The sequence below is a fragment of the Nocardia cyriacigeorgica genome (assembly GCF_010868145.1).
Classification (GTDB): domain Bacteria; phylum Actinomycetota; class Actinomycetes; order Mycobacteriales; family Mycobacteriaceae; genus Nocardia; species Nocardia cyriacigeorgica_D.
This window is the reverse complement of the sequence record NZ_JAAGUY010000006.1, coordinates 203,186-226,970: the sequence shown is the minus strand read 5'-3', so window position 1 is coordinate 226,970 and position 23,785 is coordinate 203,186. Positions and strand designations below refer to the sequence as shown.

Annotated in this window: 21 protein-coding genes; 16 read left to right on the top strand and 5 right to left on the bottom strand. The window is 66.6% G+C overall.

Annotation, left to right across the window (positions count from 1 at the left end):
* The first annotated feature begins 49 nt into the window (after window positions 1-49).
* Window positions 50-1,318, top strand: coding sequence for a DNA polymerase IV (gene dinB / locus GV792_RS11220; RefSeq protein WP_175584221.1), 1,269 nt, complete (start codon window positions 50-52; stop codon window positions 1,316-1,318).
* Window positions 1,319-1,322: 4 nt separating this feature from the next.
* Here the strand turns inward: dinB and GV792_RS11215 are convergent, their stop codons facing one another.
* The 5 genes from GV792_RS11215 to GV792_RS11195 are packed head-to-tail and all read right to left on the bottom strand — an operon-like array spanning window position 1,323 to window position 6,215.
* Window positions 1,323-2,201, bottom strand: a complete 879-nt coding sequence (locus tag GV792_RS11215) for a phosphoribulokinase (protein ID WP_163823978.1) — start codon at window positions 2,199-2,201, stop codon at window positions 1,323-1,325.
* Between the two features lie 41 nt (window positions 2,202-2,242).
* The gene (locus tag GV792_RS11210; RefSeq protein ID WP_163823977.1) at window positions 2,243-3,298 is read right to left on the bottom strand and encodes a class 1 fructose-bisphosphatase; all 1,056 of its coding nucleotides are present in this window, start codon (window positions 3,296-3,298) and stop codon (window positions 2,243-2,245) included.
* Window positions 3,299-3,313: 15 nt separating this feature from the next.
* Window positions 3,314-4,333, bottom strand: a complete 1,020-nt coding sequence (locus GV792_RS11205) for an AAA family ATPase (protein WP_163823976.1) — start codon at window positions 4,331-4,333, stop codon at window positions 3,314-3,316.
* A complete protein-coding gene (locus tag GV792_RS11200) occupies window positions 4,323-4,745 on the bottom strand; it encodes a ribulose bisphosphate carboxylase small subunit (RefSeq protein WP_163823975.1) in 423 nt (140 codons plus the stop codon). Before GV792_RS11200 ends, GV792_RS11205 begins: the two co-directional genes overlap by 11 nt.
* A 27-nt stretch (window positions 4,746-4,772) precedes the next feature.
* A complete protein-coding gene (locus GV792_RS11195; protein ID WP_163823974.1) occupies window positions 4,773-6,215 on the bottom strand; it encodes a form I ribulose bisphosphate carboxylase large subunit in 1,443 nt (480 codons plus the stop codon).
* 124 nt (window positions 6,216-6,339) lie between these two features.
* On the opposite strand from GV792_RS11195, the gene GV792_RS11190 reads away from it, so the two are divergent.
* From GV792_RS11190 to nuoN, 15 genes are all read left to right on the top strand, one after another.
* Complete coding sequence (locus GV792_RS11190) at window positions 6,340-7,215, top strand: LysR family transcriptional regulator (protein ID WP_256671681.1); 876 nt, start codon at window positions 6,340-6,342, stop codon at window positions 7,213-7,215.
* 106 nt (window positions 7,216-7,321) lie between these two features.
* Window positions 7,322-7,732, top strand: a complete 411-nt coding sequence (locus GV792_RS11185; protein WP_163823973.1) for an Rv3143 family two-component system response regulator — start codon at window positions 7,322-7,324, stop codon at window positions 7,730-7,732.
* A gap of 307 nt (window positions 7,733-8,039) precedes the next feature.
* Window positions 8,040-8,420 carry an NADH-quinone oxidoreductase subunit A gene (locus GV792_RS11180; RefSeq protein ID WP_163823972.1) on the top strand — a complete coding sequence of 127 codons (381 nt, stop codon included), beginning with the start codon at window positions 8,040-8,042 and terminating at the stop codon, window positions 8,418-8,420.
* Between the two features lie 70 nt (window positions 8,421-8,490).
* Window positions 8,491-9,045, top strand: a complete 555-nt coding sequence (locus tag GV792_RS11175; RefSeq protein ID WP_163823971.1) for a NuoB/complex I 20 kDa subunit family protein — start codon at window positions 8,491-8,493, stop codon at window positions 9,043-9,045.
* Window positions 9,042-9,734 (top strand): NADH-quinone oxidoreductase subunit C, encoded by a 693-nt coding sequence (locus GV792_RS11170; protein ID WP_163823970.1) that lies wholly within the window; start codon window positions 9,042-9,044, stop codon window positions 9,732-9,734. Before GV792_RS11175 ends, GV792_RS11170 begins: the two co-directional genes overlap by 4 nt.
* Window positions 9,734-11,107 (top strand): NADH-quinone oxidoreductase subunit D, encoded by a 1,374-nt coding sequence (locus GV792_RS11165; RefSeq protein WP_256668331.1) that lies wholly within the window; start codon window positions 9,734-9,736, stop codon window positions 11,105-11,107. The genes GV792_RS11170 and GV792_RS11165 overlap by 1 nt, the downstream gene beginning before the upstream one ends.
* On the top strand, window positions 11,104-11,823 hold the full coding sequence (gene nuoE, locus GV792_RS11160) for an NADH-quinone oxidoreductase subunit NuoE (RefSeq protein WP_163823969.1): 720 nt from the start codon (window positions 11,104-11,106) through the stop codon (window positions 11,821-11,823). The genes GV792_RS11165 and nuoE overlap by 4 nt, the downstream gene beginning before the upstream one ends.
* Window positions 11,820-13,148: an NADH-quinone oxidoreductase subunit NuoF gene (gene nuoF, locus GV792_RS11155; RefSeq protein ID WP_163823968.1), complete on the top strand. Its 1,329-nt coding sequence runs from the start codon at window positions 11,820-11,822 to the stop codon at window positions 13,146-13,148. The genes nuoE and nuoF overlap by 4 nt, the downstream gene beginning before the upstream one ends.
* Complete coding sequence (locus tag GV792_RS11150) at window positions 13,145-15,643, top strand: NADH-quinone oxidoreductase subunit G (RefSeq protein ID WP_163823967.1); 2,499 nt, start codon at window positions 13,145-13,147, stop codon at window positions 15,641-15,643. The genes nuoF and GV792_RS11150 overlap by 4 nt, the downstream gene beginning before the upstream one ends.
* Window positions 15,636-17,495: an NADH-quinone oxidoreductase subunit NuoH gene (gene nuoH / locus GV792_RS11145; RefSeq protein WP_163823966.1), complete on the top strand. Its 1,860-nt coding sequence runs from the start codon at window positions 15,636-15,638 to the stop codon at window positions 17,493-17,495. Before GV792_RS11150 ends, nuoH begins: the two co-directional genes overlap by 8 nt.
* Complete coding sequence (locus tag GV792_RS11140; RefSeq protein ID WP_163823965.1) at window positions 17,492-18,361, top strand: NADH-quinone oxidoreductase subunit J; 870 nt, start codon at window positions 17,492-17,494, stop codon at window positions 18,359-18,361. Before nuoH ends, GV792_RS11140 begins: the two co-directional genes overlap by 4 nt.
* A complete protein-coding gene (gene nuoK, locus GV792_RS11135) occupies window positions 18,358-18,657 on the top strand; it encodes an NADH-quinone oxidoreductase subunit NuoK (RefSeq protein WP_036536861.1) in 300 nt (99 codons plus the stop codon). The genes GV792_RS11140 and nuoK overlap by 4 nt, the downstream gene beginning before the upstream one ends.
* Window positions 18,658-18,670: 13 nt before the next feature.
* Entirely contained in the window at window positions 18,671-20,545 is a 1,875-nt protein-coding gene (nuoL, locus tag GV792_RS11130) for an NADH-quinone oxidoreductase subunit L (RefSeq protein WP_163824016.1), read from the top strand.
* Window positions 20,542-22,170, top strand: a complete 1,629-nt coding sequence (locus GV792_RS11125; protein WP_163823964.1) for an NADH-quinone oxidoreductase subunit M — start codon at window positions 20,542-20,544, stop codon at window positions 22,168-22,170. The genes nuoL and GV792_RS11125 overlap by 4 nt, the downstream gene beginning before the upstream one ends.
* Window positions 22,160-23,776 carry an NADH-quinone oxidoreductase subunit NuoN gene (gene nuoN, locus GV792_RS11120; protein WP_163823963.1) on the top strand — a complete coding sequence of 539 codons (1,617 nt, stop codon included), beginning with the start codon at window positions 22,160-22,162 and terminating at the stop codon, window positions 23,774-23,776. Before GV792_RS11125 ends, nuoN begins: the two co-directional genes overlap by 11 nt.
* Window positions 23,777-23,785: the final 9 nt, after the last annotated feature.

Genomic DNA, 23,785 nt, shown 5'->3' with positions numbered 1-23,785 from the left:
GATCGGCAAACCCCGAGCAGCACAGCCTGTCGGACCCGCATGCGAACATATGTTCGTGTCCGATCCCCCGCCCGTCGCCGCCGGCCGGCCGGCAGAGCCGCACGGCGCCCGGCGCCCACGCATCACCGCGCGCGCCGACGCCTCGATCCTGCATGCCGATCTGGACTCGTTCTACGCATCGGTCGAGCAACGCGACGATCCCGCCCTGCGCGGCAGGCCGGTCCTCGTCGGCGGCGGGGTGGTCCTCGCGGCCAGTTACGAGGCCAAGGCCCTCGGCGTGCGCACGCCGATGAACTGCGGGCAGGCCTTGCGGCTGTGCCCGCATGCGATGGTCGTGCCACCACGCATGTCGGCGTATGCCGAGGCCAGCAAGGCGGTGTTCGAGATCTTCCGCGACACCACCCCCGTGGTGGAGGGCATTTCCATCGACGAGGCGTTTCTGGACGTGGCCGGACTGCGGCGGATCGCGGGGCAACCCCACGGCATCGCCGAACGACTCCGAGCCAGGGTCCGCACAGAGGTCGGGTTGCCGATCTCGGTGGGCATCGCCCGCACCAAATTCCTGGCCAAGGTGGCCAGTGCGGTCGCCAAACCCGACGGCTTACGCCTGGTCGAGCCCGAGCACGAACTCGAATTCCTGCATCCGCTGCCGGTCGAGCGCCTGTGGGGGGTCGGCGTGGTCACCTCGGCGACCTTGCACGAACACGGCATCACCCGAGTCGGCCAACTCGCCGAACTCGGTGAATCCGGCCTACGGGCGATACTCGGGCCTGCCGCCGCCCGACATCTGTACGCACTGTCGTGGGCCCGCGATCCGCGCCGGGTGGAAACCGGCAAGCGGCGCCGGTCCATCGGCGCCCAGCGCGCGCTCGGCCGCCGCCACCGCCCGCCCGAGGAGCTCGCCGCCTATCTGTACGGGCTCGTCGACCGGCTCGGTCGAAGGCTGCGTGGCGCCGACCGGGTGTGCCGAACCGTGGTGCTGCGACTGCGATTCGACGATTTCACCCGAGCCACCCGCTCGCACACCCTCACCGAGGCCACCGACGACACCGAAACCATCCGCTACGCCGCGCGGATCCTGCTCACCAGCGCTCTGCCATTGATCGAGGAACGCGGCATCACCCTGATCGGGCTGGCATTGACCAATCTCGACGACGCCGATGCCATGCAACTGACGTTGCCGTTCGAGTCCCGCCCCGCCGCAACCCTGGACGCCGCGCTCGATGATCTGCGCCGCCGCTTCGGATCCGGCGCCGTCACCCGCGCCGCCCTCCTCGGTCGCGGCGAGGGCCTGTCGGTGCCGCTACTGCCCGACTGAAAGTTCACCGTGCCGCGGTGGGTCGCTTGTCCATCAGCCGCAGGATCAACGGTGTGAAGATCAACTGCATGGCAAGCTCCATTTTGCCGCCCGGCACCACGATGCAGTTGGGCCTCGACATGAACGAATCGTGCAGCATCGACAGCAGATACGGGAAGTCGATCACCTTCGGATCGGCGAAGCGGATCACCACGAAACTCTCATCGGCAGTCGGAATCGACCGCGCGATAAAGGGATTCGAGGTGTCCACTGTAGGCACGCGCTGAAAGTTGACGTAGGTCCTGGAGAACTGAGGGCAGATGTACTTCACGTAATCGGGCATGCGCCGCAGGATCGTATCGATCACCGCCTCACTGGAGTAGCCGCGTTCGGTCTTGTCCCGGATCACCTTCTGGGTCCACTCCAGGTTCACGATGGGCACCACACCGACCAGCAGGTCGGTGTGGCGGGCGACATCGACAGTGTCGGTGACAGCCGCCCCGTGTAGGCCCTCGTAGAACAGCAGATCGCTGCCCGGCGCCAGGTCCTCCCAGGGTGTGAACGTCCCCGAGGGCTGCCCGAAAGGTTTGGCTTCATTTTCGTCGTGCAGATACCGGCGGACCGCACCGACTCCGGTCCGTCCGTAGTCGCGGAACAGGCTCTCCAGCTCGGCCAGCAGATTTGCCTCCTCACCGAAATGCGAGAAGGTGGTATTGCGGTTCTGTTCGGCCTCGGCCATGGCCGACTTCATTTCGTTGCGATCGAACCGGTGGAACGAATCCCCCTCCACGAACGCGGCATTGATCCCCTCGCGGCGAAAGATCTCCTGAAATGTTCGAGTCACGCTGGTGGTACCGGCACCGGAGGATCCGGTGATGGAGACGACGGGATGTTTGACCGACATGAGGCCCTCCTAGGTGACCGGACAACCGATCCGACGCCCGGTCAGCGCCGGGCCGGACGGAACAGTGACCGGGTGCCGAACAGTGAGGTGTCGAAGTTCGGACCTGCCTCGGGTTCACGGTGGTAGCGCTCGATCCGCTCGACCTCATGACGGGAACCGAAGATCAGCGGCACTCGCTGATGCGGATCATGCGGCGCTACCTCCAGCACCCGCTCGCTACCGGTGGACGCGGCCCCACCGGCCTGTTCGACGATGAACGCAACGGGATTGGCCCCATACAGCAACGACACCCGGCCCGGGCCCACCGCCGGTCGGGTATCGCGCGGATACAGATACACCCCACCCCGGGTGAGGATGTGGAAGGTGTCGGCGACGAGCGAGGCGACCCAGCGCATATTGAAGTCGCGCCCGCGCGGACCGTCCACCCCGTCCAGGCATTCGTGCACGTAGCGCCGCACCGGACGTTCCCAGAATCGCTCGTTGGCGGCGTTGATCGCGAAGCCGGAGGTGTCGTCGGGGATGCGCATGCGGGGATGGGTCAGCACGAATGCGCCGATCTCGCGATCGAGGGTGAAACCGTCGACGCCACTGCCCGTGGTCAACACCAGCATCGTTGCCGGCCCATACAGGGTGAACCCGGCACACACCTGCCGGGTACCCGGCTGACAGAAGCCCTCGTCCTCGGCGCGCAGCACACTGAAAATGGTGCCAACCGGCAGGTTCACGTCGATATTGCTGGAGCCGTCCAGTGGATCGAACGCGAGCAGGTACTTGCCGTGGCCTCGCTTCTTCGGCACCTGGTGGACCTCGCGCATCTGCTCCGACAGCAGTGCCGACAGATGCCCGGTCCATTGGGTTTCGGTGACCATGATGTCGTTGCTGAGCGCGTCCAGCTCACGATGAACCATCGGTGCGCCCTCGCCCGGTTCGACACCACCCCGCGAAGCCAGGATCGATCCCCTGGTCACCTGGTTGGCGATCAGCTTGGTTGCTGTCGCGACGACATTGACCAGTGCCGAGAACTCACCGGATGAGCCAGGATGCCGATGCTCCTCCTCGATCGTGTAGCGGGTGAGGGTTTTCAGTCCTTCGGGCATCGCAGTCGGCTCTCCTCATGCGGTCGGCGGGCCCGCCGGTGCGGCCGCATCGAACACACTGCTGCCGTAGACGTCTCCGTCGGTCAGCGTGATCAGGTCGGTCTTGGTCAGCGGGCGGCCCAGATCCACCAGCCTGTGGGCGTGGCGCAGCCGACAGCGATCGATCGCATTGCGCACACTGCGGGCGTTGGAGAAGCACGGCCTGCCCATTCGTACGGTCAGATACTCGGCGAAGGCGACCTGCGCGGCGTCGTCGAATCGGAAGTTCTCCCCCGCCACCATCAACTCCGCGATACGCAGCAGTTCGGCATGGGTGTAGTCGCTGAACTCTAGATGGTGCGCGACCCGGGAGGACAGCCCCGGATTGGCGGAGAAGAACCGGTCCATGCGATCGGGATAGCCGGCGAAGATCACCACCAGGCTGCCCCGTTCGTTCTCCATTTCCTGCAACAGGATCTCGATGACCTCCTGGCCGTAGTCGCGCTCGTTCTCCGGCCGGAACAGGTAGTAGGCCTCGTCGACGAACAGCACCCCGCCCGCGGCTTTGGCCAGCGCCTCCTTCGTCTTCGGCGCGGTGTGGCCGATGAACTGACCGACCAGGTCATCGCGGGTGACGGTGTGCACCTTGGGTTTGCGTACGTAGCCCAGCGCGTGCAGCATCTGCGCCATGCGCAGCGCCACCGTCGTCTTCCCGGTACCGGGACCGCCGGTGAAACTCATATGCAGCGTGGGCCGTGAGGACTCCAGCCCGAATCGCGCCCTCGCTCGCTCGATCAGCAACAGTGCCGCGATTTCGCGGACTCGCCGCTTCACATTCGCCAACCCGACGAGCTCGGCGTCCAGCGCGGTCAGCACCTGCTCCGCATCTCCGGCGGCCACGTCGGCCGCCAGATCCAGCAGCGCGTCGGCGGCCAGTACGTCGTTCTCGGGTGCCGCGCCCGCTGCAGCCGGCACCGCCCGCACCGGCCGGGAGTCGTCAACGCCCGGCCGGTGCAGCCGGAAACCGGTTGCGGCGCCTACGCGTTCAGTCGGCATACCTGGCACCGGGGCGAGCATCGGTGGCATAGGAGTGCAGGCTGTAGCGCTGACGTCGGTCGGAGCCCTCGGTGCGGGTCAGCCCGAAACCTGGCTCGTCCGGTGGACGCTGGACCAGGAAGCTCAGCGCGGTGGTCTGTCTGCCGTATCGCGCGTCATAGGCGAGCACCCGTACGTAGTGGCGCGGGAAGGTGTCCCGGCAGGCGTTGATCTCGGCCAGCACACCGTCGGGCTCATCGAGGTCGAACAATGGCAACCCCCACATCTCCCAGTAGGTGTTACGCGGATGCGGATCGTCGGTGTACTCGATCGAGACCGGCCAGTTGTTCAGTAGTGCATAACGGACCTGGGCGCCGATCTCGGCATCGGTCAGGTCGGGCAGATACGAGAAGGCTCCGTGACGCAGGTACATGGTGTGTCCTCCTTAGGTATTCGCCGCTCAGTGGGTCGCCGTCGGCACCGCATCGGGTGCGTCGGTGGAGGTGTAGTCGAAGGTGACATCGCCCCAGGTCGCGAGCGCGACATCGAGTGGACGGTTGGCAGCCGCCGCCTTGCGCAGCACCTCCGGTCCCTCACGGAGGAGATCGCGACCCTCATTGCGGGCCCGCACGATCGCCTCGAGGGCCACCCTATTGGCCTCTGCACCGGCCGCTATCCCCAGTGGGTGACCGATCGTGCCGCCGCCGAACTGCAAAATGACATCGTCGCCGAACAGATCGACCAATTGATGCATCTGACCGGCGTGTATGCCGCCGGAGGCCACCGGCATGACGCCGGGCAGGCTGGCCCAGTGCTGGTCGAAGAAGATGCCGTTGGCGGGTTCGGTGGGAATGATGTTCTCGCGCAATGTGTCGTAGAAACCCTTGGTGGTGGCGGGATCACCTTCCAGCTTGCCGACCACCGTGCCGGCGTGTAGATGGTCGACGCCGATCAACCGGCACCATTTCGCCAGCACCCGGAAGCTCACGCCGTGCGTTTTCTGCCGGGTGAAGGTGGAATGACCGGCGCGGTGCAGATGCAGTAGCACCCCGTTGCGGCGGGCCCAGTGCGACATCGACTGCATCGCGGTGTAGCCCACCGTCAGATCCATCATGATGACGACGCTGCCCAGCTCTTTGGCGAACTCGGCGCGCTCGTACATCTGCTCCATGCTGGCCGCGGTGACGTTGAGGTAGTGGCCCTTGATCTCGCCGGTCTCGGCCATCGCACGGTTCACGCCTTCCATCGCGAACAGGTAGCGGTCGCGCCAGCGCATGAACGGCTGCGAGTTGATGTTCTCGTCATCCTTGGTGAAGTCGAGGCCGCCCTTGCATGCCTCGTACACCACCCGGCCGTAATTGCGCGCCGACAGACCGAGTTTCGGTTTCACCGTCGCACCGAGCAGCGCCCGGCCGTACTTGTTCAAATACTCCCGCTCCATCACCGTGCCGTGCGGAGGCCCCTGGAAGGTCTTCACATAGGCGACCGGTATCCGCATATCCTCGAGCCGCAACGCCAGCAGCGGTTTGAAACCGAAGACATTGCCGATGATCGAAGACGTCAGATTGGTGATCGACCCTTCCTCGAAGAGATCGAGATCATAGGCGATATAAGCGAAGTACTCGCCCGGCCTGCCCGGTACCTCGTCGATGCGGTAGCACTTGGCCTGGTACTTGCTGTGCGCGGTGAGCCGGTCGGTCCACACCACCGTCCATGTGGCCGTGGAGGATTCACCGGCGACGGCCGCTGCCGCCTCGATCGGATCCACGCCCGGCTGCGGAGTCACCCGGAACACGGCCAGCACGTCGGTATCCGACGGCTGATAATCCGGCGCGTAATACCCCATCGACGCATAAGACTGGACGCCCGGATCCCAACGATCGCGTTCGGTTTCTTCGGCCATCATTCCTCCTGCTCACGGGGGTGAACGCCTTGCGATTTCCAGGATGACCGCGACCACGACGACAAACAATTTGAATGTTTCTGGAAAAACTCAACCGATTCGTCAGGTTTGCTACCGTCTGTCGATGGGGAGAGTGAGTGCGGCAAGGATGGAAACCTTCTTGGTCGTCTCCCGCACCAACAGCATCCGCCGCGCCGCGAGCCAGCTGCACGTCACCGAAGCCGCCGTCTCCGCCGCCGTTGCCCATATCGAGAAACAGCTGGGCGCCAAACTCATCGCGAAATCCGGCCGCGGCATCACCCTCACAGAGGCGGGGCGCGTCTACGCCGACTACTGCCGCGGCATCCTCGGACTCATGCAGGAGGCGCACGCCGCGGTGCGCCGGGCCGAATCCGGGCGGCTGCGGATCGGAGTGGTCGCCACGGCCGGTGAGTACGTGCTGCTGCGGCCGCTGGCCGCTTTCCGCAACCGCTACCCCGAGATCGAGCTCAGCCTGTCCATCCATCCGCGGGACGCGCTGTTCCTCGAATTGCAACACCACGAAACCGATCTCGTCATCGCCGGGCGGCCACCACGCGACGCGGGCCTGGTCACCCGGGCGCGCAGAGCGAGCAGACTCGTCGTCGTCGGGCCGGCAGGTCGCGCCTGTGACCCGATGCGCACCACCTGGTTGCTGCGCGGGCGCGGCTCCGGCACCAGGGAAGCCACCCTGAGCCTGCTCGCCCAGCTGCAGATCGATCCGCCCACCCTCACCCTCGGCTCCCATGGCGCGGTACTCGCGGCCGCCAGGGAGGGGCTCGGTGTCACCCTCATCCACGGTGATGCCGTCGGCGAACACCTCGATTCCGGAGCTCTGCGCATCCTTCCGGTCGACGGCACACCCCTCGACCGGCCCTGGCATGCCATCACCACCCGCACCCCCTCCCCGACTACCCGGCTGTTCCTCACCCATCTGCTCGACCGCGATCAGGTCGGCGCCGACGCGTTCCGCCCTCCCTGAGCGCCAGCTGCCGTGACGTTGCCGGCCATGGGTTGATTCCACGACGACATGGCCGATCTCGGCGAACGTGCCACCAAGCGGGCATCCACGGACGTACCATGCCGTCGTGGCCGATGCGAAAGATCCCGCCGCGCTGCGGGTCCTGGTCTACAGCGACGACGCCGACACCCGGAGCCAGGTCATGCTGGCCCTGGGCAGGCGGCCGCATCCGGACCTACCCGAGCTGGAGTTCCTCGAGGTCGCCACCGCCGATGTGGTGATCGAGCGGATGGACGCCGGCGGTATCGACCTGGCCATTCTCGACGGTGAGGCGACCCCCGCAGGCGGACTCGGGATCGCCAAACAGCTCAAGGACGAGCTCGCGCAGTGCCCGCCGCTGCTGGTGCTGACCGGACGTCCCGACGACGAATGGCTCGCTCGCTGGTCGCGCGCGGAGGCGACGGCCACCCATCCGATCGATCCGATCCAGCTGACCGACACCGTCGTCACCCTGCTGCGCGGCCGCCCGGCCGCCTGAGCAGCGGATTCGACGCGCCCCCGGATTGCCCTGTTTCGGTCATAAATGTCAGTCCCTAATTCGATCAAAGACCGTCACGAATCGCCGGGTCCGCCCGCGAATCGGTTGTAGGCTGTGCCCTAGCTCACATGAGCGCGGGAGATGACATGACGACCCGCAGCGCCAGGTTCCTCTCAGCCCACCCCCGCCGATCGAGGCGATGAGGCGACCCCGGCGACGCGGACCACCGCATCGACCGCCCGCACCCCGTTCGAGGACGGACGGCCATACCCGCCCGCTCCCGTTCGCAAGGAGGGGAAGTGCAGTCGTGAATACCGAGGTGCCGATTCTCGTACTCGGCGCGATCGCCACCGCGTTCGCGCTGGGATCCGTGGCGATCGCGTCTCTTATCGGACCCAAACGCTACAACCGCGCCAAGCTCGAACCCTACGAATGCGGTATCGAGGCGACCCCGCACGCCGTCGCCGGCGGACCGGGAAACGTTACCGGGCAACGCTTCCCGGTGAAGTACTACCTCACCGCGATGCTGTTCATCATCTTCGATATCGAGATCGTGTTCCTGTATCCGTGGGCGGTTCACTTCGATTCGCTCGGACTGTTCGGCCTGGCCGCGATGGCGTTGTTCGTCGTCAACGTCTCGGTCGCCTATGCCTACGAATGGCGCAGAGGTGGCCTGAGCTGGGACTGAACAGATCGGCGCCGAATGTTCCAACCGCGCTCCCCGCACCGGCGGGGACGATTCAGGAGAAGCAGTCGATATGGGTCTCGAAGAAAAACTGCCCAGTGGTTTCGTGCTCAGCACGGTCGAGTCGATGGCAGGTTACCTACGTAAAGGGTCGTTATGGCCCGCCACGTTCGGGCTGGCCTGCTGCGCCATCGAGATGATGGCCACCGGCGCCGGACGCTACGACCTCGCCAGATTCGGGATGGAGGCCTTCCGCGCCTCGCCACGGCAGGCGGATCTGATGATCGTCGCGGGCCGGGTGAGCCAGAAGATGGCACCGGTGCTGCGCCAGGTCTACGACCAAATGACCGAACCGAAATGGGTTCTCGCCATGGGGGTCTGTGCCTCCTCGGGCGGCATGTTCAACAACTACGCCATCGTGCAGGGCGTCGACCACGTCGTCCCGGTCGACATCTACCTACCCGGCTGTCCGCCGCGACCGGAGATGCTGCTGGGCGCGATCATCGCCCTGCACGAGAAGATCCAGGACATGCCGTTGGGCGTCAACCGCGCCGAGGCCATCCGAGCCGCCGAACAGGCCGCGCTCGCCGCCACCCCCACCATCCGGATGGAAGGGCTGCTGCGATGACGGCCGAGCAACCACGCAACGGCTCCGGTGACGAGGTGATCGGCGTCCGCCATGGCATGTTCGGGGCGGAAGGTACCGGCGATACCTCCGGCTACGGCAAACTCGTCCGACAGGTCAGCCTGCCCGGCGGCACACCCGCACCCTACGGCGGCTATTTCGACACCATCGTCGAGGCACTTGGCAGTGCACTCGCCGCGGACGGCCACGACCTCGACACTGTCGTGGAGAAGGTCGTGGTGTTCCGCGGCGAGCTCACCCTGCACGTGCACCGCGCCGACCTGGTTGCCGTCGCCAGGGCGCTACGCGATGATCCCGCACTGCGCTTCGAGCTGTGCCTCGGCGTCAACGGCGTGCACTACCCCGACGATTCGGGGCGCGAACTCCACGCGGTGTATCACCTCATGTCGATCACCCACGGCAGGCGGCTGCGGGTCGAGGTCGCCGCGCCGGACGCCGACCCACACATCCCCTCGCTCTACCCGGTGTATCCCACAACCGACTGGCATGAGCGCGAGACCTACGACTTCTTCGGCCTCCAGTTCGACGGGCATCCCTCGCTCACCCGCATCACGATGCCCGACGACTGGCGCGGACACCCCCAGCGCAAGGATTACCCGCTCGGCGGGATCCCGGTCGAATACAAGGGCGCGCGTATCCCGCCGCCCGATGAGCGGAGGGCCTACAGCTGATGAACAACACCGACACCCACACCGCCGACAGCCCTACCGACGACCGCGGTGACGACCGTCCCCTCGACACCGATACGCCGGGCCCCGACACCACGGTGGTCACCGTCGGCGGCCAGGACTGGGACGAGGTGGCCGAATCCCTGCGCGGCGCAGGCGAGGAACGCATCGTCGTCAATATGGGACCGCAGCATCCGTCCACCCATGGCGTGCTGCGGCTCATCCTGGAGATCGAGGGCGAGACCGTCACCGAGGCCCGCTGCGGGATCGGCTACCTACACACCGGGATCGAGAAGAACCTCGAATTCCGCAACTGGACCCAGGGCGTCACCTTCGTCACCCGCATGGACTATCTCTCGCCGTTCTACAACGAGACCGCCTACTGCCTCGGGGTGGAGAAGCTACTCGATATCACCGAACAGATCCCCGAACGCGCCACCGTCATCCGGGTCATGCTCATGGAGCTCAACCGGATCTCCTCACATATGGTCGCGCTGGCCACCGGCGGTATGGAACTGGGTGCGCTCACCCCGATGCTGTTCGGGTTCCGGGAACGTGAGCTGATTCTCGACGTCTTCGAGACCATCACCGGGCTGCGGATGAACCATGCCTACATCCGGCCGGGTGGGCTCGCCCAGGATCTACCCGACGACGGCGTCGCGAAGGTGCGTGAACTACTCGCGCTGCTCCCCGGACGCCTGCGCGATATGGAGCATCTGCTCACCCAGAACCCGATCTGGAAGGCACGTACCCAGGACATCGGCTATCTGGATCTCACCGGGTGCATGGCACTCGGCATCACCGGTCCGGTGCTGCGCGCCACCGGCTTGCCGCACGATCTGCGGAAAGCCGCTCCCTACTGCGGCTACGACAGCTACGAGTTCGATATTCCGACCACCACGGGTTGCGACTGCTACGGGCGCTATGTCATCCGGGTCGAGGAGATGAAGGAATCGCTCAAGATCGTCGAGCAGTGCCTGGACCGGCTGCGCCCGGGGCCGGTGATGGTGGACGACAAGAAGATCGCCTGGCCCGCCGATCTCGAGCTGGGTCCCGACGGACTCGGTAATTCACCCCGCCATATCGGCAAGATCATGGGCACCTCCATGGAGGGGCTGATCCATCATTTCAAGCTCGTCACCGAGGGCATCCGGGTCCCGGCCGGGCAGGTGTACTCCGCGGTCGAATCTCCGCGCGGCGAACTGGGTGTGCACATGGTCAGCGACGGCGGCACCCGGCCCTACCGGGTCCATTTCCGAGATCCGTCCTTCACGAATCTGCAAGCAGTGGCGGCGATGTGCGAGGGCGGCATGGTCGCCGATGTGATCGCCTCCGTGGCCAGTATCGACCCCGTGATGGGCGGTGTGGACCGTTGACCGAGATCCTGTTGCGTCTGACGACCAAACCCGAACCGTATCCCCCGCAGGTGCGTGAGCGCCTGGCCGGCGACGCGGCGCAGATCATCGCCCGCTATCCGCATCCGCGCTCGGCACTGCTGCCGCTGCTGCACCTGGTGCAGGCCGAGGAGGGCCATGTCTCGGGTACCGGCATCGAATTCTGTGCCGAACAACTGGGTTTGACGGCCGCGGAGGTCACCGCGGTGGCGACCTTCTACTCGATGTACCGGCGCACCCCGACCGGCGAGTACCACGTGGGAGTCTGCACCAACACGCTGTGCGCGGTGATGGGCGGGGACGCCATCCTCGCCGCCTTGCGGAAGCATCTCGGTATCGCACATGGCGAGACCACCGACGATGGCTCGATCACCCTCGAACACATCGAATGCAACGCCGCCTGCGATTTCGCGCCGGTCATCATGGTGAACTGGGAGTTCTTCGACAATCAGACTCCCGACTCGGCTCGCGCGCTGGTGGATTCGCTGCGTTCGGGTGCGCAGGTCACCCCGACCCGCGGTGCGCCACTGTGCTCCTTCCGAGAGACCGCACGTATTCTCGCCGGATTCCCGGATAAGCGCCCCGGCGCCCTCGACGGCATTCCCGGTCCCGCCTCGCTGGCCGGGCTGCATACTGCGCGCGAGCACGGTATGGAAGCCCCTTCGGCGCAGGGGCATTCGGAGGGAGAGCTGCGATGACACTCACACCGGTGCTCACCCGCCACTGGGAAGATCCGCATTCCTGGACCCTCGATACCTACCGGCACCACGACGGCTATCAGGCCCTGCGGATGGCGCTGCGCATGTCCCCCGATCAGGTCATCCAGACCGTGAAGGAATCCGGTCTCCGCGGACGCGGCGGCGCCGGATTCCCCACCGGCATGAAGTGGAGTTTCATCCCGCAGGGACCAGAACCCGATGGCACGACCACACCGCACTACCTGGTCGTCAACGCCGACGAGTCCGAACCGGGCACCTGCAAAGACATTCCGCTGATGCTCACGACGCCGCACGCGTTGATCGAGGGTGTCATCATCGCCGCCTACGCCATCCGCGCCGGGCACGCCTTCATCTACGTGCGCGGCGAAGTGGTGCCGGTGCTGCGCCGGTTGCAGGCCGCCGTCGCCGAGGCCTACGCCGAGGGACTACTCGGCCGCGACATCCTTGGCTCGGGCTACGACCTGGAGCTCATCGTGCACGCCGGAGCAGGCGCCTACATCTGCGGCGAGGAGACCGCGCTGCTCGATTCGCTCGAGGGCCGGCGGGGCCAACCGCGACTGCGGCCGCCGTTTCCGGCCGTGGCCGGGCTCTATGCCTGCCCCACGGTCGTCAACAATGTCGAATCCATCGCGAGTGTTCCGCCGATCATCCGCAACGGCACCGCCTGGTTCCGGTCCATGGGCAGCGAGAAATCGCCCGGTTTCACACTGTATTCGCTGTCGGGACATGTGACCCGGCCCGGCCAATACGAGGCACCGCTCGGTGTGACGCTGCGCGAGCTACTCGGCTACGCCGGGGGTGTGCGCGCCGGCCATGAGCTGAAGTTCTGGACGCCCGGCGGCTCCTCGACACCACTGTTCACCGCCGAACACCTCGACGTACCACTTGATTACGAGAACGTGGCCGCCGCAGGGTCGATGCTGGGCACCAAGGCACTACAGATCTTCGACGACACGACCTGCGTCGTGCGCGCGGTCCTACGCTGGACCGAGTTCTATGCCCACGAGTCCTGCGGTAAATGCACGCCGTGCCGCGAGGGCACCTATTGGCTGGTCCAGTTGCTCACCAGATTGGAAGCGGGGCGGGGCACCGAGGCCGATCTGGACAAGCTGCTCGACATCTGCGACGGCATCAACGGCAAATCGTTCTGCGCGCTCGGCGACGGCGCGGCCAGCCCGATCGTGTCCTCACTGAAGTACTTCCGCGACGAATACGCCGAGCATCTGCGATTGCGCGGCTGCCCGTTCGACCCGGCGCGCTGCACCGCCTGGGCCGACAGCGATACCCGAGAGGTGATCCGATGACCGCGACCGTGCGCACCGACACCAGCGGCGTGGTGCCCGCCGACCTGGTCAGTGTCACCATCGACGGCACAACCGTCAGCGTGCCCGCCGGGACACTGCTCATCCGTGCCGCCGAACTGATCGGCATCCAGATCCCGCGCTTCTGCGATCATCCGCTGCTCGAACCGGTCGGAGCATGTCGCCAATGCCTCGTCGAGGTGGACGGGCAACGCAAACCCGTCGCCTCGTGCACCATGGCCGTGGCCGATGGGATGGTCGCCCACACCCAGCTCAGTTCCCCCGCGGCGGAGAAGGCGCAGCGCGGTGTCATGGAACTGCTGCTGATCAACCATCCGCTGGACTGCCCGGTCTGCGATAAGGGCGGTGAATGCCCGCTGCAGAACCAGGCCATGTCCACCGGCTCGGCCGAATCCCGCTTCGACGGCGTGAAGCGCACCTACCCCAAGCCGATCCCACTGTCGACGGCGGTGTTACTGGACCGGGAGCGTTGTGTGCTGTGCGCGCGATGCACCCGGTTCTCCCAGCAGGTCGCAGGCGATCCGTTCATCGAATTGCTCGATCGCGGCGCCCTCCAGCAGGTCGGGACCGCGCAGGCCGAACCCCTCGACTCCTATTTCTCCGGCAATACCGTCCAGATCTGTCCGGTCGGCGCGCTCACCGGAACCAGCTACCGGTTCCGGGCACGGCCGTTCGACCTGGTGTCGAGCCCGAACGTGTGCGAGCACTGCGCCTCTGGATGCGCACAACGCACCGACCACCGCCGCGGTAAGGTGCTGCGCCGCCTGGCCGGCGACGATCCGCGGGTCAACGAGGAATGGAACTGCGACAAAGGCCGGTGGGCATTCACCTACGCGACCGAACCCGACCGGATCACCACTCCGATGGTGCGTGGCGCGGACGGCGAACTGGCACCGGCGTCGTGGTCGCAGGCGCTGGCGGCGGCCGCGCGCGGCCTGGCCGCGGCCCGCTCGAATACGGGTGTGCTGGTGGGCGGTCGAGTCACCCTCGAAGACGCCTACGCCTACACCAAATTCGCGCGCAGAGTGCTCGGCACCAATGACATCGACTTCCGCGCCCGGGTCCATTCCGCGGAGGAAGCCGACTTCCTGGCGGCGCGCATCGCCGGACAGGGCATGACCGTCGGCTATGACGAGCTCGAGACCGCACCGGTCGTGCTGCTGGCCGGATTCGAACCCGAGGAAGAGTCGCCGATCGTCTACCTGCGGCTGCGTAAGGCCGCCCGCAAGCGTGGCCTGCCGATCTATTCGCTGGCCGCCTATGCCTCGCGCGGCGTCGAACGCATGTCGGCCACCCTGCTGCCGACCGTCCCCGGCGCCGAACCGCACTTCTTCGATGCGATTCGCACCGGCGGCACCGAATCGAGCGATACGACCGGTGCCAGTGTCGATTCCATTCGGGTCGTCGAGCTCGGGCGGCTGCTGCGGCAATCGGGCGCGGTCATCATGGTGGGTGAGCGGCTTGCCGCCATCCCCGGCGCGCTCTCGGCCGCCGTACGCCTGGCCGAGGACACCGGAGCCGCGCTGGCCTGGGTGCCGCGCCGCGCGGGCGAACGCGGCGCCATCGAGGCCGGCGCCCTGCCAGGGCTGCTGCCGGGCGGGCGCCCGATGTGCGACCCCGAGGCCAGGAGCCAGGTCCGCCAGGTCTGGGGTGGGGAGGATCTGCCGGTCGCGGCCGGCCGTGACACCGCCGGGATCCTCGACTCGGCAGCCGAACTCGGCGCACTCGTCATCGGCGGTGTCGAACTCGCCGATCTACCGGACCCGAAGGCGGCACTGGCCGCGGTCCGCGCCGCCCCGTTCGTGGTGAGTCTGGAACTGCGGCACAGCGACGTCACCGACTGCGCGAATGTGGTGTTCCCGGTGGCAGCATCCATGGAGAAAGCTGGCACCTTCCTCACCTGGGAGGGCAGGCCGCGTCCGTTCGAGGCGGCCCTCGGTGAATCCACCGTCCGCCGCACCGCGGCACCGCTGTCGGATCAGCGCGTGCTGCACGCCCTCGCCGCCGAGATGCGGACACCGCTCGATCTACCCGACGTCACCACCGCACGTCGCGAGCTGGCCGAACTCGGTGCCTGGAACGGCTCGCCCACCCCGGCCCCCGCGCACCTCCCGCATCCGGTCACCCGACCCGGCGCCGGTACCGCGGTCCTGGCCGGGTGGCGGATGCTGCTCGACGCCGGGCGGATGCAGGACGGCGAACCGAACCTCGCCGGAATCGCCCGACCGCCCGTGGTGCGCCTCTCGGCCGCCACAGCGACCGAAATCGGTGCCCCGGATGGGGATCCGGTCACCGTGTCGACCGAGCACGGCGAGCTGACCCTCCCGCTGGTGATCACCGAGATGCCCGACCGGGTGGTGTGGGTGCCGTTGCACGCACCGGGCTGCTCGGTGCACACCGAACTGGCGACCCAAGCGGGTGGTGTCGTCCAGCTACGGCATGCCGGCCAGAAGATGGAGGGCCAACGCCATGAATGAGCTTCCCGATCTGGTGGTGCTCGCCCAGGCCGCCGAAGGCCCCGCGGGTTTCGGCACCGATCCATTGTGGTTGGTGCTGGCGAAATCGGTGGCAATCTTCGTGTTCCTGTTGCTCACGCCGATGATCGCGGTGCTGGCCGAACGAAAGATCGTGGCCCGCATGCAGATGCGCATCGGGCCCAACCGCACCGGTCCGTTCGGCAGCCTGCAGTCGATCGCCGACGGGGTGAAGATGGCCCTGAAGGAGGACATCGTCCCGGCCATCGTCGACAAACCGATCTACATCCTGGCGCCCGTGCTCGCCGCCATCCCCGCGTTCATGGCCTTCGCCGTGATGCCGTTCGGGCCCGAGGTATCGATCTTCGGTCACACCACACCGCTGCAGCTGACCGATCTGCCGGTCGGGGTGCTCTACATCCTGGCCATCACCTCCATCGGCGTGTACGGCATCGTGCTCGCCGGCTGGGCGTCCGGATCGACGTATCCGCTATTGGGCGGGCTGCGCTCGACTGCGCAGGTCATCTCCTACGAGATCGCGATGGCGTTGTGTTTCGCCGCGGTGTTCCTGCTTGGCGGCACCATGGCAACCTCCGGCATCGTCTCCGCCCAGCAGGGCACCTGGTACGTCTTCCTGCTGCTGCCGTCGTTCCTGATCTACTGCGTGTCGATGGTCGGTGAGACCAACCGGGCGCCGTTCGATCTGCCCGAGGCCGAGGGTGAACTGGTCGGTGGCTTCCACACCGAGTACTCCTCGCTGAAATTCGCGATGTTCATGCTCGCCGAATACATCAATATGGCGACGGTGTCCGCGCTGGCCACGACCCTGTTCCTCGGCGGCTGGGCGGCACCGTGGCCGTTGAACATGTGGTCGGGCGCGAATTCGGGCTGGTGGCCGCTGCTGTGGTTCACGCTCAAGGTGTGGGCGTTCCTGTTCGTGTTCATCTGGCTGCGCGGCACCCTGCCACGTCTGCGCTACGACCAGTTCATGAATCTGGGCTGGAAGCTACTGATCCCGGCGTCACTGCTGTGGGTGATGGTGGTCGCCACCGCACGCGTGCTCGAACTCGAGGGCTATCACGTCCAGACCCCGATCCTCGTCATCGGCGGTCTGCTGGTGTGCGCACTGATGGTTGCGATGTTCCTGCGGGCCGGGCGCGCACCGGGAGCACCTGTCCCCGCCGAGGAACCCACGCCTACCGCACCACCTGCGCAATCATCCAGTGGTACCGGAGTGTTCCTGGGATTCCCGGTCCCGCCGCTGCCGGAACAGCAGGCGCATACGGTGCCGGAGGGCGGTCTGTTCGAACCGCTGGCCGGTTTCGCGGTCACCGCGGCCACCATGTTCAAGAAGCCGAACACCGAGTTCTATCCGGAGCAGAAGGTACCGACCGCGGCCCGCTATCACGGCCGTCATCAGCTCAACCGGTACGCGGACGGACTGGAGAAATGCATCGGCTGCGAGCTGTGCGCGTGGGCCTGCCCGGCAGACGCCATCTACGTCGAAGGTGCCGACAACACCGACACCGAACGCTTCTCCCCCGGCGAACGGTACGGCCGCGTCTACCAGATCAATTACCTGCGCTGTATCGGCTGCGGGCTCTGTATCGAGGCCTGCCCGACGCGGGCGCTGACCATGACCAACGACTACGAGCTGACCGACGACAACCGAGCCGACCTGATCTACGAGAAGGACCGGCTGCTGGCCCCGCTCGAACCGGGCATGACCGCACCGCCGCATGAGATGCTGCCGGGCAGCACCGACGCCGACTACTACCTCGGCACCATCACCGGCACCGAATCCGGCCGCTCCACCGCGACCGCGGGTACCGGCACGGAGGGAGGCACGCGATGACCGTCCTGACGCATCTGGCCGCGGCGGCACCGCTGGCTGCCGAACCGATGACACGGACCGGCACCGGTGAAGCGGTGCAGTTCTGGATCCTGGCGCCGCTGGCGGTGATCGGCGCGCTCGGGATGGTCTTCGCCGCCAAGGCCGTGCATTCGGCGATCTGCCTGGCCGCCACCATGATCGCGCTCGCTATCTTTTACATCGCCCAGGATGCGCTGTTCCTCGGTGTCGTGCAGATCGTGGTCTACACCGGCGCGGTGATGATGCTGTTCCTGTTCGTGCTGATGCTCGTCGGCGTCGACTCGGCCGAATCCTTGCGGGAAACATTGCGCGGGCAGCGCATCGCCGCGGCGGTGGTCGGCATCGGCTTCGGCCTGTTGTTCATCACCGGCATCTCGCACGGCCTCCGTAACTCCGGCGTCACCTTCCCCGCCACCGGATTCCCCGGCCGCGACGTCATCGGCGAGCTGGCGGAGCTGATCTTCATCCGCTACGTCTGGGCCTTCGAGCTGACCGGTGCGCTGCTCATCGCTGCCACCATCGGCGCCATGGTGCTGGCGCATCGGGAGAAGTTCGGACCCCAGCTGGGTCAGCGGGAGATGTCGCGGCGACGCTTCCGCGATCCCGCACATGCCAGGCCGACACCGCTACCCACACCGGGCGTCTACGCCAGGCACAACGCCGTCGATGTGCCCGCCCGGCTGCCCGATGGATCGTTCGAGGAGCTGTCGGTGTCGACCATCCTGCGCCACCGCCGCACCCGGGCGCTGACCGAAGCCGCGGTCATCTCCGTTGGCAGCACACCGGCCGAGCCCATCGAGCAGGCCGGCGGCGAGTCCAGCACCTCCGACGAGAAAGGGAGCCGGTGAATCCCGAGAACTACCTGTTCCTGTCCGCGCTGCTGTTCACCATCGGCGCCGCCGGTGTGCTGCTGCGCCGCAACGCCATCGTGGTGTTCATGTGCATCGAGCTCATGCTCAACGCGGTCAATCTGGCCTTCGTCACCTTCGCGAGGATGCACGCCAACCTCGACGGCCAGGTCTTCGCCTTCTTCACCATGGTGGTCGCCGCCGCCGAAGTAGTGGTCGGCCTGGCGATCATCATGACCATCTTCCGCGCCCGCCGCTCGACCTCGGTCGACGACGCCAACCTGCTGAAGTTCTGACGTGGATACCGCGATGCTGTGGCTGCTGCCCGCCCTGCCCCTGGCCGGCGCCGTCCTCCTGCTGCTCACGGGCCGTCGCGCCGACGGCTGGGGTCATCTACTCGGCTGTCTGACCGCGCTGGCCTCGTTCGCGATCGCTATCGTCGCGTTCGTCCAGATGCTCGGTCGCGAAGACGCCGCCCGCGCCATCGAACTGGATCTGTACCACTGGGTTCCGGTCACCGGGCTGAACGTGGAATTCGGGCTCCAACTCGACCAGCTGTCGATGTGTTTCGCGCTGCTTATCACCGGAGTCGGCACGCTGATCCACATCTACTCGGTCGGCTACATGAGCCACGATCCGGCGCGCAGGCGTTTCTTCGCCTACCTCAACCTGTTCCTGGCCGCGATGCTCGTGCTGGTGCTGGCGAACAACTTTCTCGTGCTCTATCTCGGGTGGGAGGGAGTCGGCCTCGCTTCGTATCTGCTGATCGGGTTCTGGCAGGAGAAGCCCTCAGCGGCCACGGCCGCCAAGAAGGCGTTCGTGGTCAACCGGGTGGGCGATATGGGGTTGGCGCTGGCGATGTTCGTCATGTTCGCCACCTTCGGGTCGATCGGTTTCACCGAGGTCTTCGGTGCGGCACCCGGCGCGAGCGAGGGCACACTGACCGCGATCGGATTGCTGTTGCTGCTGGCCGCCTGCGGTAAGTCCGCGCAGGTGCCGCTGCAGTCCTGGCTCGGAGATGCCATGGAGGGTCCGACCCCGGTGTCGGCGCTCATCCACGCTGCCACCATGGTCACCGCGGGCGTGTACCTCATCGCCCGCGCCAACCCGGTCTTCGATCTCGCACCCAACGCCCAACTGGCCGTGGTGCTCGTCGGTGCGGTGACACTGCTGTTCGGTGCGATCATCGGCTGCGCCAAGGACGACATCAAGAAGGCGCTCGCCGCCTCGACGATGAGCCAGATCGGTTACATGGTGCTCGCCGTCGGACTCGGTCCCGCGGGCTACGCGGTCGCCATCATGCATCTGCTCACCCACGGGTTCTTCAAGGCCGGATTGTTCCTCGGCGCCGGATCGGTCATGCACGCCATGAACGACGAAACCGATATGCGCCGCTACGGCGGACTCCGCACTCTGCTGCCGATCACCTATGTGACGTTCGGACTCGGCTATCTCGCCATCATCGGAGTGCCCCCGTTCGCCGGATTCTTCTCCAAGGACCGCATAATCGAGGCCGCCTTCGCCGAAGGCGGTACCGCCGGACTGGCCCTCGGCGCGGTCACCCTGCTCGGCGCCGGGCTCACCGCCTTCTACATGACCCGGGTCATGCTGATGACCTTCTTCGGTGAACGGCGCTGGAAGCCGGATACGCACCCGCACGAATCGACCGCGGTGATGACCGGTCCGATGATCCTGCTCGCGGTCGGCTCGGTGGCCTCCGGTGCGCTGCTCGTGTGGGGTTCGGCACTGCAGAATTGGCTCGAACCGGTCGTCGGCTCCCATCACGGCGAACCCGCGCTACCCGTCCCGGTGATCACCGCGTTGGCGTTGCTCGTCGTTGCCGCCGGTGTCGGAGTGGCGTATCAGCAGTACGCGCGGCGTCCGATCCCGGAGACCGCACCGGAGCAGGTGTCCGCGCTGACCGTCGCCGCTCGGAAGGACCTCTATGGTGACGCGGTCAACGAGGCCGGGCTCATGCGGCCCGGACAGCATCTGACCCGCTCGCTGGTCTTCGTCGACAACCGCGGCATCGACGGACTCGTGAACAGCACCGCCGCGATCATCGGCGGCCTGTCCGCTCGGATCCGCCGGGTGCAAACCGGATTCGTGCGCTCCTACGCCCTGTCCATGTTCACCGGCGCGGCACTGGTGGCCGCTGCCCTGCTGGCGGTGAGGATCTGGTGAGTGACTTTCCCTGGTTGACCACGCTGTGGCTGCTTCCCGTCGCGGGTGCGCTGATCGTGCTGCTGCTGCCCGCCGCTCAGCGGGTGCTCGCCCGCTGGGTCGCTCTCGGGTTCTCGGTGGCGGTGCTGATGCTGGCGGTGCTGCTCGCGACCCGCTTCGAACCGGGCGGTGAGCAGTTCCAGTTCGTCGAATCACACAGTTGGATACCGACATTCGGCGCCGGCTACACCCTCGGCATCGACGGAATCGCGCTCGTTCTGGTTCTCCTGACGGCCGCACTGGTGCCGCTGCTCATCGTGGCGGGCTGGCACGACGAACGCGAAGTCGGCAGTGGACGCCGGGTCGCCCACACCTACGTGGCGCTCACCCTGCTCGTCGAGGCCATGGTGCTGATGTCGTTCCTCGCCCTGGACATCCTGCTGTTCTATGTGTTCTTCGAGGCCATGCTCATCCCGATGTACTTCCTCATCGGTGGTTTCGGGCCGCGTACCGATGACCCCGCTGTGCGAGTGCGTCGCGCGCGGGCGGCAGTGAAGTTCCTGCTGTACAACCTGCTCGGCGGGCTCGTCATGCTGGCTGCGGTGATCGGGCTGTATGTGATCACCGTCCAGCAGGGGCTCGGCGATGGAACGGCCGGTACCTTCGATTTCCGCGCCGTGGTGGCCGCGGCCAATACGGGCGAGTTGGGTGCGGATCCCGCGTTGCTCAACGCATTGTTCCTCGGGTTCATGTTCGCGTTCGCGGTCAAAGCGCCGCTGTGGCCGCTGCACACCTGGCTGCCCGATGCCGCGGTGGCGGCGACGCCGTCGAGTGCGGTGCTGATGATGGCGGTGGTCGACAAGGTCGGCACGTTCGGCATGCTGCGCTACGGCCTGCTGCTGTTCCCGGATGCGACGCAGACCTACGCGCCGTTGATCGTCGCCCTCGCGGTGATCGCGATCATCTACGGCGCGCTGGTCGCGATCGGCCAGACCGATGTGATGCGGCTGATCGCGTATACATCGATCTCGCATTTCGGTTTCATCATCCTCGGCATCTTCGCGCTGACCAGCCAGGCCCAGACCGGCGCCACGCTGTACATGGTCAACCACGGCATCTCCACCGCCGCCTTGTTCCTGATCGCCGGATTCCTGGTCTCGCGTCGTGGGACGCGGATGATCGCGGATTACGGCGGCGTGCAGAAGGTCGCACCGGTATTGGCGGGAACGTTCCTCATCGCGGGTCTGGCCACCTTGTCACTACCGGGGCTGGCACCTTTCGTGAGTGAATTCTTGGTCCTGGTCGGGACTTTCAGCCGCTATCAGGTCGCGGCGATCGTCGCGACCGGAGCCCTGGTCCTTGCCGCGATCTATGTGCTGTGGATGTACCAGCGGATGATGACCGGCCCGGTGACCGAGGGCAACGAAAGGATCCGTGATCTGGTGCCGCGCGAGCTGGCGGTGGTCGTTCCACTGATCGCCGCGCTGATCGTCCTCGGGGTCTACCCGAAGCCATTCACCGACTTCATCGATCCCGCTGTTCATCAGACCCTCACCACGGTCGGCATCACCGACCCCGAACCGTCCGCCCCGGCCCGGCCCGAGGCAGGCACCGCGACTACCGGAGGTGCGCACAATGAGCGGTGACCTCGACGTCGGGACCGTCCTCGCGGCGACGGTGCCCGCACCGAGTATCGAATACGGCAAGCTCTCGCCGATGCTGATCGTGTTCGGCGCAGCCGTGATCGGCGTGCTGGTAGAGGCATTCGTCCCGCGCCGCTACCGTTATCTCACGCAGATGGCGCTCGGCCTTGCCGCCTTGGTCGCCGCGCTGGTGGCCGTGATCGCCCTGGCGGGCACGCGGACGACTGCGGCTGTCGGCGCTGTCGCCGTCGACGGGGTGACGCTGTTCCTGCAGGGCACACTGCTGGTGGTGTCGATGCTCGGCCTGTTGTTCATCGGTCAGCGTGCCGCCGCGCCGCGCTCGGGGCCCGGCACTTGGACTCGCGCCGCGGCCCGGCCGCGGTTCGAGCTCGAAGCCTTCACACCGCAAGCCTCCGCGGTGCCGGGGAGCGCGGCCGAAAAGGCCGCCGTCGCTTCGGGTGTGGTGGCGACCGAAGTGTTCCCGCTGACCATGCTCGCGATCGGCGGTTTGCTGCTGTTCCCGGCGTCGAACGACCTGCTGACAATGTTCGTGGCGCTCGAGGTGCTGTCGCTGCCGCTGTATCTGCTGTGCGGGCTGGCGCGACGCAAGCGGCTGCTCTCCCAGGAGGCGGCGCTGAAGTACTTCCTGCTCGGCGCGTTCTCTTCGGCGTTCTTCCTCTATGGCGTCGCGCTCCTGTACGGCGCCACCGGGACCGTCCGGCTGGGCGGAATCGCCGATGCCCTCGCTGCCGATACCGGTGACGCCACCCTCGCATTGCTGGGTGTGGCGATGTTGGCGGTCGGTTTGCTGTTCAAGATCGGCGCGGTGCCGTTCCAATCCTGGGTTCCCGATGTGTACCAGGGTGCACCGACGCCGGTGACGGCATTCATGGCGGCGGCCACCAAGATCGCCGCGGTCGGTGCGCTGCTGCGGGTGTTGCAGGTCGCGGTGCCGGGGCTGGCCGAGGATTGGCGGCCGGTGCTCGGCGCGGTGGCCGTCGCGACCATGGTGGTCGGTGCGGTCATGGCCATCACCCAGACCGATGTCAAACGCATGCTGGCCTATTCGTCGGTCGCCCATGCGGGTTTTCTGCTGACCGCGCTGGTCGCGGCCAACGATGCCGGCGTGTCGGCGGTGCTGTTCTACCTGCTCACCTACGGTCTGAGCACGCTCGGCGCCTTCGCCCTCGTGAGCCTGGTCCGCGAACCGTCCGGCGAGGAAGCCACCTCGATGGACCGCTGGGCCGGTCTCGGGCGCCGGTCCCCCTGGCTGGCTTCGGTGTTCGCGTTGCTGTTGCTTTCCTTCGCCGGCCTGCCGTTGACGAGCGGGTTCGTCGCCAAGTTCGCCGTCTTCGGTGCCGCGGCCGATGGGGACGCCGCCTATCTGGTGATCGTCGGTGTGCTTGCCAGCGCTGTCGCCGCCTTCTTCTACGTCCGGGTGATCGTGCTGATGTTCTTCACCGACCCACCCGCCGACGCGCCGGTGGTGACGGCGCCGGTGACGACCAACGCACTGATCGCCGTCACCGCCGCCGTCACGCTCATCCTCGGCCTCCTACCTCAGTCGGTGCTGGATCTCGCCGAGAACGCCGCGAACTTCGCCCGATAGCGATCACCG

What these genes read in the sequence shown, in the direction of transcription:
- dinB (WP_175584221.1), top strand. Translation starts at nt 50, where the DNA reads ATGTTCGTGTCCGATCCCCCGCCCGTCGCCGCCGGCCGGCCGGCAGAG.
- GV792_RS11215 (WP_163823978.1), bottom strand. Translation starts at nt 2,201, where the DNA reads ATGTCGGTCAAACATCCCGTCGTCTCCATCACCGGATCCTCCGGTGCC.
- GV792_RS11210 (WP_163823977.1), bottom strand. Translation starts at nt 3,298, where the DNA reads ATGCCCGAAGGACTGAAAACCCTCACCCGCTACACGATCGAGGAGGAG.
- GV792_RS11205 (WP_163823976.1), bottom strand. Translation starts at nt 4,333, where the DNA reads ATGCCGACTGAACGCGTAGGCGCCGCAACCGGTTTCCGGCTGCACCGG.
- GV792_RS11200 (WP_163823975.1), bottom strand. Translation starts at nt 4,745, where the DNA reads ATGTACCTGCGTCACGGAGCCTTCTCGTATCTGCCCGACCTGACCGAT.
- GV792_RS11195 (WP_163823974.1), bottom strand. Translation starts at nt 6,215, where the DNA reads ATGGCCGAAGAAACCGAACGCGATCGTTGGGATCCGGGCGTCCAGTCT.
- GV792_RS11190 (WP_256671681.1), top strand. Translation starts at nt 6,340, where the DNA reads ATGGGGAGAGTGAGTGCGGCAAGGATGGAAACCTTCTTGGTCGTCTCC.
- GV792_RS11175 (WP_163823971.1), top strand. Translation starts at nt 8,491, where the DNA reads ATGGGTCTCGAAGAAAAACTGCCCAGTGGTTTCGTGCTCAGCACGGTC.
- GV792_RS11170 (WP_163823970.1), top strand. Translation starts at nt 9,042, where the DNA reads ATGACGGCCGAGCAACCACGCAACGGCTCCGGTGACGAGGTGATCGGC.
- GV792_RS11165 (WP_256668331.1), top strand. Translation starts at nt 9,734, where the DNA reads ATGAACAACACCGACACCCACACCGCCGACAGCCCTACCGACGACCGC.
- nuoF (WP_163823968.1), top strand. Translation starts at nt 11,820, where the DNA reads ATGACACTCACACCGGTGCTCACCCGCCACTGGGAAGATCCGCATTCC.
- GV792_RS11150 (WP_163823967.1), top strand. Translation starts at nt 13,145, where the DNA reads ATGACCGCGACCGTGCGCACCGACACCAGCGGCGTGGTGCCCGCCGAC.
- nuoH (WP_163823966.1), top strand. Translation starts at nt 15,636, where the DNA reads ATGAATGAGCTTCCCGATCTGGTGGTGCTCGCCCAGGCCGCCGAAGGC.
- GV792_RS11140 (WP_163823965.1), top strand. Translation starts at nt 17,492, where the DNA reads ATGACCGTCCTGACGCATCTGGCCGCGGCGGCACCGCTGGCTGCCGAA.
- nuoL (WP_163824016.1), top strand. Translation starts at nt 18,671, where the DNA reads ATGCTGTGGCTGCTGCCCGCCCTGCCCCTGGCCGGCGCCGTCCTCCTG.
- nuoN (WP_163823963.1), top strand. Translation starts at nt 22,160, where the DNA reads ATGAGCGGTGACCTCGACGTCGGGACCGTCCTCGCGGCGACGGTGCCC.